Genomic DNA, 12,751 nt, shown 5'->3' with positions numbered 1-12,751 from the left:
GGTGAAATATGGATAAGATTATAGGATTATTGATTAAAAAGAAAAGATTAGAAATGAATATGAGTCAAGAAACACTATGTCAGGGTATTTGTGTTATATCATATTTAAGTAAGATTGAAAGAGGAACTGTAGATGCAAACCATGAAATCATCACTGAACTATGTAAGGCTTTAGGAATTCAGTATTATGGTGATATAGAAAAAATCTTTATAGAAGAATTTTATGATTCTCTTGAAAGAGCTCTTATATGGAATAATGGCTTAGAAACTCTTAAAGAACTAAAGAATAAATATTCTTATATGAAATATTCAAAAGAAGCTTTGGCATATATTATGGGAGATTTCATATGTAAAATAGAAGATATAAAAACTGTAGATATTAATGAATTTAAAGAGTATGAAATTTATTGTGATATGAATCAGCTGTATTACTTTTATATATGTCTAGGATATATGCATATATTGAAAAATAAAGACTATAATAGTTCATATGAATATTTTAAAAAGGCTCGTATGATAAGACCGGATAAAAAAGGATGGTATTTTTTGGGGTTCTCATGTTATTTAGACGGAAATTATCATATGGCTATAGATTATTTTCAAAAAGACTTAAACTTAGAATTTGATCAGGGTGATATAGATGGGGTAGTTAATAGCTGTATATACTTAGCTAACAGTTACTCCAATTTAGGGTCTATTCCTCTTATGATGAGGTATTATAATCAGGCATTAAAGTTAAATAAATATTTGAATAAAGAAATAGAATATAGCATTTATTACAACATAGGAGCATCTTATATAAATATTGATGGGGAGAAAGCAATAGATTATTTAAAGAAAGCAGAAGAAATTAAAGCAGATAAAGATGACTTTGTACTATATCAAAAGCTTATATTAGGATATATAAAAAATGAAAATTTTTGTGAAGCTAAAAAATACTATGAAAAAGCATCTAAATGTAGTGAGGAAAACTTAGAAGCTGAAGAAGATAAAGTTTATAGAAAAGATTCATTAAGGATGCTTCAAATAATAATTGAGGACGAAAATTATCTTACAAATGAAGAGTATGGGAAAATATTATATAGGCTATATAATAAGGGAAAAGATATGGTTCATTATGGTGTTAAGCTTTTCTTTGGAAAGTATTATATAAAGTGGCTTAAGGCTAATAGAAGATATAAAGAGGCACTAGAAGTTTCAGAATCACTTACTTTTCCTATAAGTAATAAAAAATGATGCTTTAAATACATTTAATTAAGAAAATTTTCTCAAAACAACCTTATTGTTGTGGGTTTAACTTCTTTGATATCATATAGTTAAGGTATGAAAAGGAGTTGAAAAATCATGAATAAGGGAAAAAATAAATTAAGACTTTGGGACAGAAACTTTACGATTATAACTTTAGGAACCATAATATCTGCCATAGGGGGAGTGGCATTAAATTTTGCTCTTAATATAGTTATATATAATGAAACAAATTCTACTATTCTTACAGGAATATATAGTGCTATCACGGCTATACCTCAAATAATTTTACCGGTATTTGCAGCTCCATATATAGATAGATTGCCTAGGAAAAAGTTAATCGTTTTATTAGATTACCTATTAGGAATCATATATATATCATTTGGAATATATTTATTTACTATATCATTTAATTATTATGCATATGTAGTTTTAGGAATGCTATCAAGTATTATAGGATCAGTTTATGGATTAACCTATAATTCATTATTTCCAGATTTAATACCGGAAGGTTGTGCTCAAAAGGGATATTCAGTGAGTGTATTAATATATCCGTCTATAGCAGCAGTATTTACTCCAATTGCAGCCTTTGTATATCAGAGGTGGGGGATAGAGATAATCTTTGTAATAGAAGGGATTTTACTTTTTATAGCAGCAACTTTTGAGGTGTTTATAAAGTATAAGGAACGCAATAGAGTTAATAGAAGTTTTAATTTCAAAGAATATGTTAATGACATAAAAGAAGGCTTTGTTTATTTGAGAAAAGAAAAAGGAATTTTTTTTATTTATCTATACATGACATTCGCAAGTTTTGCATCAGAAGGTATAAGCCTCTTATTAATTCCATTTTTCCAAACTCATGCTATATATACTACAACTAATTATTCTTTATTATTATCAGCTGAAACATTTGGGAGAATGATTGGAGGATTGCTTCATTACATGTTTAAAATACCAGAAAATAAGCGATACACCATTGCATCTAAAGTTTATATAATATATGAAATTTTAGATGGAGTCCTTATGTTTTTAGCTTATCCTTTGATGATAGTTATAAGATTTATTTTGGGATTTTTAGGAGTAAACTCGGCAAATATAAGAGAAAGCTCAGTTCAAAATTATATACCAAGAGAAAAGAGAGCGCGTGTGAATTCTTTCTTTCAAATCATGGCTTTTGGAGGTATACTTAGTGCAAAGCTTATAGCTGGGGCATTAGGAGAATTTATGAACTATAAATTTGGAGGACTTATCTTTGGAACAGTTGGATTCATTGCTGCTGTACTATGCATATTTAAACATGATAAAGAGATAAAAGTAATTTATAACAAAAATTTATAATAAGAAAACCTCAATTGATTTTTATCAATTGAGGTTTTTAGTTGAGTTGAAAATCACTGACAATGCTAATGGATAAAATTACAAATTCTGAATCTATTATAGAAAATATTAATACATCAACCAATATGTATTTAAATTATAAATTAGTATAAAGATTAATAAAATATGACGTATATGATATATTGAAGATGTTGATATGATTGTTAACAATAAAGGTTAAATATTAAATAAATTAAGGGAAAGGTAAAAGTTATGTGCAAAAAAAATACATTTATCGCAACATTATTATCATTTATGATGTTGCTATCAATTGGAGCCCAAAATGAAGTTAAGGCATATGCCTTAAATAAAGACGAAATTGAGACAGAGATTAATTCAGATGATAAAACATTGCAAATTAATGAAGAGTATGTAAATATACCAGATAAACTATTTTTAAAAGTAGTAAATAAGAATATTGATAAAAATAGAGCTGATGATCAAAAAGTTACTAAAGAAGATATGCTTAAATTAAAGCAGCTAAGCTTTTATGGATCAGACGTAGATATAACTAAAGAAGATAAAAATTCAAAGGCAGAAAGTATTTTGCCTCTATATAAATTAGATACAAAATGGATGGTTACTAGAAAAATGAAGAGTATAGAGGGTATACAGTATGCTAAGAATCTTGAAGCTATTGATTTATCAGAATGTGAGATTTCAGATATAACACAATTAAAGGATCTTAAAAAACTAAAATATATAGAAGTGGATAGAAATAGGATTACTGATGTTTCACCTTTAGCTAATTTGACAGAATTAGAACATTTAAAGCTATATAATAATTTAATAAGAGATATTAGCCCATTAAAGACTCTTACAAAACTTAATTATTTAGATGTTCATTTCAATGTTGACAATGATGGAAGCAATGGTATAACTAATGCTGATGTTATTAGAAATATGCCTGAACTGGATACACTAGATTTATCAGCAAATCATATAACAAATGTAGACGCTATACTTGAATTAAATAAGCTTAGAGTTTTAGATTTTAGTGGAAATAATGTTAATGATTATACAAAGATAAAAGACAAAGTTTTTACGATGTTCTCAAAACAACTTGATGAATATAATAATCTCGAAGGAGTAAGTTGTGGCTTTTTTGGACAGAAATTAAATGTAAATGAAAATGTTGTAATACCAGCTACAGGAGGAGAGTTTACAATAAATAGTCCTTATTTAGGATTGGACGAACTATCGGAAATGTTTGAATTAAATACTTTCTTTTTAATGTGCAATCCTTCACAGGTTGGAGAGTTAAGCGAAGGTGGGCAAACAATAGAAGAAATGATAGAAAGCATAGAATATAATTCAGAAAATAAAACTTTTACTGTTAAAGTTAAGCCTAACACTACAACTAAAAATAAAAATTTAAAAATAAATATTAATGCAACAACAGGAGAGTTAGGTTTTATTCTTACAGGTATAGAGATAAACCAAGAAACACAAGCAAAAGAAGCAATAGATAAGACAAAGCTTGAAAATGCAATAAAAGATGCAGAGAGCAGAGATGCTAATAGATATACAGAAGAAAGTTATAAACAATTAACTGATGCATTAGTTCCAGCTAAAGCTATATTGGAAAAGTCAGATGCGACACAAGAAGAAGTTGATAAAAATACTGCTGAGGTATTAAATGCAATAGATAAATTAGTAGAAAAGAGTATAACTTCAGAAGTTGCTCAAGAAAAACAAAATGTAAACGATGAAGAAATTAATATATTACCCAAAACAGGGGGAGTATTAGGAGGTATGACTGTTCTTTTTGGAGGATTAATATCTACAATAGGAGCTATAATACTTTTATTAAAAAAATAAGCTAGTAAGTAGAATAAATATGTGGCTGCTACATTAATAAATTTATATAAGATATAACTGTGTGAAATTTAATAATGAACATAATATGTTAAAGTAAATTTATTATTAGTAGACAGTCACATTCTAAAAAATTATTAAATAAAACGTAATTTATAATGATTTAGTAAGATAAACGTATGTTTCTATTATGAAAAATCTTACTGTATAGGGGCTGTGAAGAACAGACCACTTTTTTTGGGCAAAATGCGGTAGATATTTAATGAAAAATGTAAGAGAAAAGTAAATTAAGTCAGAAAAATTTTTTAATAGCAAAATAATTATAGAAAATATCAATATAACAATCAATATGTATTTAAATTACAAATTAGTGTAAATGTTAACAAAATATTACTTATATGATATATTAAATATGTTGATGTAATTATTAATAATAATGTTAAATATTAAATTAAGAGAAAGGTGAGAAGTCATGGGTAAAAAAAACAAATTTATTACAGCATTATTATCATTTATTATGTTGCTGTCAATAGGAGCTCCAAATGAAGTTAAGGCTTACGTATTAAATAGAAACGAGATTGAAGTAGAAATTGCTCCAGATGATATAATACAAGATCAAATGCTTAACTGGGTTATAAGAACTTCAATACATAAGACACCAGATAGGAGTTATGCAAAATTAACAAAAGAAGATTTAGAAAAAGATTTACCTGAAATTTATTATTCTGAATCTGATCACTATGATTTATATGAATTTAATGTATTTGTTAAAAGCATTGAAGGACTTCAATATGCAACCAATACGGAAAGAATTTTATTACCTTACAATAAAATATCAGATTTAAAACCTATATCTAATTTAACTAAATTAACTAAGATTGTTATGAATGATAATCCAGTATCAGACCTTACACCATTATCCAATTTAGTAAACCTTGAAATTCTTAACTTAGGAGATAATAAGATTACAAATATAGAACCTCTTGCTAATCTTACTAAACTTGAAAGATTAAATTTAGAATTAAATTTTAATATAAATGATATAGATGTAGTTAAAAATTTTACTAAATTGAAATATTTGAATTTAGGATATAATAGTATATCAGATCTTACGCCATTAAAAGAATTAACATACTTAGAAGATGGGTTAATATTAGGAAATAATAAAATACAGGATATAAGTCCTCTTGCTGATATTACAAAATTAAAAGAATTAGATATCTCATCTAATAATATATCAGATATTAGCGTTTTAAAAAATCTTAGAAATCTTAAATTTTTAAGGTTGAGTAATAATAGTGCTATAAATGATATTGCTCCGCTTACAAACTTAACTAAATTAGATAAAAATGGCTTATGGCTTACAGGAACAGGAATAGAAGATAAAAAAGATGATTTATTTAAAGTAATCAATGTAAATAAACTAATTAATAAGTTTAAGGCAAATTATATTACTCTTGAAGATAAAGAATATGTAGAAGCTGCGAGAGAAGCTTATAATGCTCTTGCACCAGAGCTTAAAAAATACATTCCAGAGCTAAGAATTATTGCTGCAGAAGAGAATATAGCTAGAATTGAAAAAGGTGAACAAAGAAAACAATATTCTGAATTAAGTGAATTTGATAAGCAGCCAATAGAATTAGGTGATTTTAAAACACTACAATTTAAAATAGAAGATAAAAATGGACAGCCACTATCTGGAGTGAAATTTAATCTTCAGACTAGCTATGGTTATACTGAAAAAGAATTAATTTCAGATGAAAATGGTATTGTTAGCCATACAATTTTTGATGCATATAGATATATGGATTATCAAATTGTTTTAGTTGATAAAGATAAGTATACTTCTAATATAGAAAAAATTACATTTAAAACAGATGGAACGCCAAAAATAGTAGAGGTAAATGGAAAGCCTGCTACAGGAACCGAAAAACTTAAATTTGTACTTGAAGTTATAGACCAAGATGAGAAACCTTCAGTAGATAGTAGTACACTGCAATTTAAAGTAGTAGACAAAAATGAGAATCCTATATCTGGAGTGAAATTTAATATAAATGATCAAAATGATGAAGCAGTGGCTTCTTTAACTTCAGATGAAAATGGTATTGCAAGATATAAAATTACAAGCAATATGACTTATATGGATTTTACAGTTGATATAGCTGATAAGAATAAATACACTGCAGAAACAGAAAAAATAACATTTAAGGTAGGGGCAAAACCTGAAATTGTAAAGATAAATAGAAAAGCATTTACAGGAAAAGAAGATCTTAAGTTTGTAATTGCAGTTAATGGTAAAGTGGATAAGACAAGCTTAAAAAAAGTTATAAAGGAAGCAGAAAGTAAGGATGTAAATAAATATACTGAAGAAAGTTACAAACAATTAACTGATGCATTAGTTTATGCTAAAACTATATTAACAAAGACAGATGCAACTCAAGAGGAAGTTGATACAATCACTAAAAATATTCAAGAAGCAATAGCAAAATTAGTAGAAGAGATCACAATTCCAGAAGGAGTAGATGATAAAACATTAAAATTTAGAGTAGTAAATAAAAATGCTCAACTACTTAGTGGAGTTAAGTTTAAAATCAGTAATAATTACAATAAAAACGTGGTAGAAGTAATTTCCGATGAAAATGGTATTGTAAAATATACAGTTCCAGATTGGATGATTTACATGAATTTTAAAGTGGAATTAGCTGATAATGATAAATATACTTCAGAAACAAATAATATTATATTTACAACAGGCAGCAAAAATAACGCATTGTATATCAAGGAAGTAAATGGTAAGCCTTTTACGAGCAAAGAAAATTTTGATTTTATACTTAAAGTTGCTGATGAAGATATTAAGCCTGAAGTAGATAAGACAAAGCTTGAAAATGCAATAAAAGATGCAGAGAGCAGAGATGCTAATAGATATACAGAAGAAAGTTATAAACAATTAACTGATGCATTAGTTTATGCAAAAACTATATTGGAAAAGTCAGATGCGACTCAAGAAGAAGTTGATAAAAATACTGCTGAGGTAGTAAATGCAATAGATAAATTAGTAGAAAAGAGTATAACTTCAGAAGTTGCTCAAGAAAAACAAAATGTAAATAATGAAGAAATTAATACATTGCCAAAAACAGGTGGGGTATCAACAGGTATGAGTGTTCTTTTTGGAAGCTTATTATCCACTATAGGAGCTATAATAGTGCTATCTAAAAAAACGAATTAATATGAAAAAAAGGACTGTCACATTAGCGATTTAAAATTGCCAGTGTGACAGTCTCTTTTAGTTTAAGACTAATGAAAACTAAACTGTTTTCATTAGTCTATTCAATTACATCCAAGATAAAGAGGGATATTATTGCTCTTGAGCCATTCAGTCCAAGAAGTTTTAAAATCATCTTTATTTTCTTTAGCGTACTTATAAAAATTATTTAAAAATGTTTCTCTTCCTGTTGGAGTGGTAAAGGGACGTTGTAGAAGATTTTCATCTCCTAATAAAAACTGTCTAAAAATTATATCATCAAAAGATACATCTTTAGAATTTCTCATCATATCATACATAGAAAGAAATGTAGTAGTTCTCCCTTTACCTTCTTTACAATGAAAGTGAAGCCAAGCATCTTTAGGCAATGACATTATGTATTTTACAAAGTCATCAACCACATCATCAGTGGGTCTTTCACCATCTGTTACTGAAAATCTTACATAATCCAAACCTTTGCTTTTTACAAGAGTTTCCTCATTGGATACAGAACTTGGCACAATATTGCCAGGACTGTTAAATGGCTTAACAGGAGAATTTATTTTTATGCTGGATAATAAGGCATCCTCTTTCTTTGTAACCTCAGCTTGAGATAATCCTTTATTTAAATCATTTTTTAAACTTAGCCAGCTTATAGCTGAACCATTAAGAAAACCATGAGGTTCTTGACGTAAGTCTGCAACTATAAATTTTTTCCCTATAGCAGACTTTATTATGTCTAGTGAATTACTGGTGAATTCAGCACTGCCGGAAGCATTTAACTTGTCAAGTCCTTTTGTACTTGGAACATTATTTGTAGGGTATATCTTATCTGACATTTTTCTGAAATTATTTGGAAACTCTCCATTATTATTAGAGTCTATCATCAAGCGTGGAGCTAAGGTTCCAGTATCAGCTTTGGCTATTATAGGAGTAAAAAGAAACAAGGTCAAAAATAAACATAACACTCTATATAATTTTATTCTTGTGTTATAAAGTTTTCTCTTCATTAAAATATCCCTCCTTAAATTATATAAATAGGTTTAGTTTTTAGGAGGGTATTTATTCACTTTTTAAAAGAATAAGTAATATGGTTTAGCAGTCTATACCTTTTCTTGATAATACACCTTTGCTGTAATAATGCTTTATTTCTTTCATTTCTGTTACCAAGTCAGCCATTTCTATTAATTCTTTAGGAGCATAACGTCCTGTAATTATGACTTCTATATTATCTCGTCTATTTTTTATAATATCTATAACCTCATCTAAATCTAGCAATTTAAGATATAAAGCTATAGTAAGTTCATCTAATATGACTAAATCATAATCAGAACATGTGAGAATTTCTTTAACTCTATTTAATCCATTTTTAGCCAACCTTTTATCTTCTTCATTAGCTTCTCTATTTATTATACATCCACATCCAAGCTGCTCTATTGTAATATTATCAAAGTGCTTTGTAAGCTCAGTTTCACTATATTTCATATCTTTTATAAATTGAGCTACATAAACTTTTTTTCCAGAAAATATGCTTCTTAAAGCAACACCAAAAGCGGATGTTGTTTTTCCCTTTCCATTGCCAGTATAAACATGTAAATAACCTTTCATAAAACAATCACCAACCTTAATATTTGTTAAGTATAATTATAGCAGATATGATATAATATAGGAACATAATCAAATGGATGGAGGGATTTTATGGATTTAAAATGGAGCTTAAAAGAACTATATGATTCTTTTAAATGTGAAAAATTTCAAAATGACATTAAGGGATTGGACTGTCATATAGAAAAATTAAATAAACTTGCTGATGATGTTTGTGAAAGCCATGATGGAGAGAAAGAAAAACTTGAACGTTATGTAAGAGAGCTTCAAGACTTTTCAGCATATATGGAAAAGCTTATAAGCTTTGTAAGTCTTACACTAAGTGTAGAATCAAAAAATACTGAAGCACTTAAATACTCTGATATATTAGACCAAAAACGTAGTCTTTTAGCAGTATTTAATACAAGAATGAATAAATGGATAAGTGAAATAGAAAACATAGACAGTATTATTGATAGCTCTCAACTATTGAAGGAGCATGAATTCTTTATAAAAGATATAGTTAGAAAGAGTAACCATATTCTTAGTGAAAATGAAGAATCAATAATAGCTCAAATGAAAAATAACGGATCTACTGCTTGGTCTAAATACAAGGATCTTTTGATCTCTAACCATAAAGTTGAGATAGAAATTGATGGTGAGGTAAAGAAACTTCCACTTACAGTAGTACTTAATATGGCTTATAGCAGTAATAAAGAAGAGAGAAGAAAAGCATATTATGCAGAGATAGAATCTTACAAATCTGTTGAAGATGGAGTGGCAGCAGCTTTAAATGCTATAAAAGGAGAGGTAATAACAGTATGCAAATTAAGGGGTTATGAATCTCCACTTAATATGACTCTTGAAAATTCAAGAATGGACAAGGAATCTTTAGATGCTATGCTAAGTGCTATGAAAGAAAGCCTTCCTGTTTTTAGAAAGTATCTAAGAAGAAAAGCAGAACTTTTAGGATATAAAAATGGACTTCCTTTTTATGAACTTTATGCACCAGTAGTAGAAGCTAATATGGAGTATGACTATGAACAAGGAAAAGCTTTTGTTGAAAAGAATTTTAGAAGTTTTAGTGAGCATTTAGGTGATTTTGCTAAAAGGGCATGTGATAATAGTTGGATAGACGTATATCCTAGGGAGGGTAAAGTAGGAGGCGCATTCTGTGCAGGTCTTCATAGTCTTGGAGAAAGCAGAGTTATGCTTAATTATGGAAACAACCTAGGGGATGCTATAACTATGGCTCACGAACTTGGACACGGATTCCATGGAGAATGCTTAAAGAATGAAAGTATACTTAATGCAGAGTACCCAATGCCAATTGCTGAAACAGCATCAACTTTCTGTGAAACTATAGTAAAAAAGGCTGCTATAAAAGAAGCAACACCTGATGAGGCATTTGCAATATTAGAAAATGAGATATGTGATTGTTCTCAAGTTATAGTTGACATTTATTCAAGATTCTTATTTGAAAGCGAACTTTTTGAGAGAAGAAAGGAAAGTTCATTAACAGCAGATGAACTTAAGGAAATAATGCTACAAGCTCAAAAAGATGCTTATGGTGATGGATTAGATGAAAACTATCTTCATCCATATATGTGGACTTGGAAACCTCATTACTATGATGCAGACTTTAATTTTTACAACTTCCCATATGCATTTGGACTTTTATTTGCAAAGGGATTATACGCTGAGTATTTAAAACGTGGAGATAAGTTCCCTAAGCAGTATGAAGAACTTCTTTCTGTAACAGGCAAGAATATGATAGCAGATGTGACAAGAATAATGGGAATAGACATACATGATATAAACTTCTGGAGAGGTTCTTTAAAGACTATTGAAGAAGATATAAATACTTTCTTAAAGCTAAGTTATGAAAGATAAATAGATTAAAATAAAAATTGCTCACATTATTAAAACTATTAAGTTTAATAATATGAGCTTTTTTATTTTATCAAATCAGTACTGGTTTTCTTAAATCTGTATGGTATTTATAATATATATAATTAATATTTATGCTATAATTTCCTTGGGAATTATGAACTTTGGGGGGATTTAAATGGATACTAAGGTGAGGAGAAATTTAATTTTAAATGGTGATATATACAAAGTAATAATAACATTATCAATACCTATAATTATCAACAATCTCATACAAACTTTATATAACTTAGCAGATGGCATGTATGTAAGTGAAATTAGTTCAACTCATTTTGCTGCTACCGCATTTGTATGGCCTGTAAATTTTTTGTTTATATCTATAGGAATAGGACTTTCTATAGCAGGTACATCTATACTATCGCAGTTTGTTGGGGCATCAAAGTATGAGGAATGCAGCAAATATACAAGTCAAATTGTGGCAATATCTGCCATTGCATCAATAATATTTTCTATTCTCGGATTTTTTCTTACTCCGTTTATGGTAAAAGCTATGGGGGCCACAGGAGATTTAGCAAAGTATAGCATAGAGTATTTAAGAATAACTTTTTTAGATCTTCCATTTATGTTCTTGTTCAATAATTTTAATTCAGTAATGGTAGCTCAAGGAAATACAGCTACTCCAACAGCTTTAAGCGCTGTAAGTGCAATTATTAATATAGTTTTAGATCCTATTTTTATATTTGTTTTTGATTTAGGAATAGCAGGAGCTGCATGGGCAACGTTACTAGCAAAAGCATTTCTTACTGTAGCTGGCTATTTTGTATTAAAAAAATCTTCTAAGAATTTAATAAAGCTTAATTTTAAAAATTTTAAGTTTAATAAAGAAATTTTATCCAAAATTATAAAGATTGCACTGCCATCTTCTATAGGACAATCAGGATCTGCATTAGGCTTCATGATACTGAATGGATTTATAGCATCTTATGGTAATGCTACAATGGCAGCCTTTGGTATGGTAAACAGGATAACATCACTTATAATGCAGCCAGCATCGGGGGTAGGAGCTGCTCTTACATCTGTAGTAGGGCAAAATCTTGGATATAATCAGCCTAATAGAGTAAAGGAATCTTTCACTAAAGCTATGAAGCTGACTTTGAGTTTTTCAATTTTAGGGTGTATAGTGCTTATATGGAAGAATGAAGCTATAATAAATTTCTTTATGAGATCTAAAGATGATATGGAAGTTATAAATCAAGGAATGACTTATTTAAAATATATCTCAGTATCTATGCCGCTTATGGGTATGTTTAGTATATTTCAAGGAATATTTCAAGGATCAGGACATACCAAGTATTCTATGAATATGGAAATAGGAAGGCTTTGGTTTGTTAGACTGCCTATGATATTATTGTTTAAGTACATAACAGACATAGGTTCTGTTGGAATTTGGTTTTCTATGAGTTTTAGTAATCTTATAATATGTATTTATGGATATATGGTTTACAGAGGCGGGAAATGGAAACAAAGAATCGTAAAAGTATAAATATAAATAAGAAGAACTCCCATATTGCAGTATGAAAGTTCTTCTTATTTCGTG

The 12,751-nt window shown here is 28.5% G+C and carries 8 protein-coding genes; 6 read left to right on the top strand and 2 right to left on the bottom strand.

Features of this window, described 5'->3' with window-relative positions:
- The first annotated feature begins 8 nt into the window (after window positions 1-8).
- The 4 genes from KQH81_RS09385 (at window position 9) to KQH81_RS09370 (ending at window position 7,665) form a co-directional block, all read left to right on the top strand.
- Entirely contained in the window at window positions 9-1,235 is a 1,227-nt protein-coding gene (locus tag KQH81_RS09385) for a helix-turn-helix domain-containing protein (protein WP_230028140.1), read from the top strand.
- A gap of 108 nt (window positions 1,236-1,343) precedes the next feature.
- Window positions 1,344-2,582: an MFS transporter gene (locus KQH81_RS09380; RefSeq protein ID WP_035770536.1), complete on the top strand. Its 1,239-nt coding sequence runs from the start codon at window positions 1,344-1,346 to the stop codon at window positions 2,580-2,582.
- A gap of 252 nt (window positions 2,583-2,834) precedes the next feature.
- Window positions 2,835-4,442, top strand: coding sequence for a leucine-rich repeat domain-containing protein (locus KQH81_RS09375; protein WP_230028138.1), 1,608 nt, complete (start codon window positions 2,835-2,837; stop codon window positions 4,440-4,442).
- 469 nt (window positions 4,443-4,911) lie between these two features.
- On the top strand, window positions 4,912-7,665 hold the full coding sequence (locus KQH81_RS09370) for a leucine-rich repeat domain-containing protein (protein ID WP_230028135.1): 2,754 nt from the start codon (window positions 4,912-4,914) through the stop codon (window positions 7,663-7,665).
- Between the two features lie 101 nt (window positions 7,666-7,766).
- Here KQH81_RS09370 and KQH81_RS09365 read toward each other — a convergent pair whose 3' ends face one another.
- Both KQH81_RS09365 and cobO read right to left on the bottom strand, forming a co-directional pair.
- Complete coding sequence (locus KQH81_RS09365) at window positions 7,767-8,690, bottom strand: fused DSP-PTPase phosphatase/NAD kinase-like protein (protein WP_027638232.1); 924 nt, start codon at window positions 8,688-8,690, stop codon at window positions 7,767-7,769.
- An 85-nt stretch (window positions 8,691-8,775) separates the two neighbouring features.
- Window positions 8,776-9,288, bottom strand: coding sequence for a cob(I)yrinic acid a,c-diamide adenosyltransferase (gene cobO / locus KQH81_RS09360; RefSeq protein WP_099335549.1), 513 nt, complete (start codon window positions 9,286-9,288; stop codon window positions 8,776-8,778).
- Window positions 9,289-9,378: 90 nt separating this feature from the next.
- Here cobO and KQH81_RS09355 point away from each other — a divergent pair, with 90 nt between their 5' ends.
- Complete coding sequence (locus tag KQH81_RS09355; protein ID WP_027638234.1) at window positions 9,379-11,157, top strand: M3 family oligoendopeptidase; 1,779 nt, start codon at window positions 9,379-9,381, stop codon at window positions 11,155-11,157.
- A gap of 175 nt (window positions 11,158-11,332) precedes the next feature.
- Window positions 11,333-12,697: an MATE family efflux transporter gene (locus KQH81_RS09350; protein ID WP_027638235.1), complete on the top strand. Its 1,365-nt coding sequence runs from the start codon at window positions 11,333-11,335 to the stop codon at window positions 12,695-12,697.
- Window positions 12,698-12,751: the final 54 nt, after the last annotated feature.

Origin of the sequence: Clostridium cadaveris (genome assembly GCF_020911725.1) — a bacterium.
In the GTDB taxonomy this organism is placed as follows: domain Bacteria; phylum Bacillota; class Clostridia; order Clostridiales; family Clostridiaceae; genus Clostridium_X; species Clostridium_X cadaveris.
This window is presented reverse-complemented; position numbering and strand designations above follow the sequence as displayed.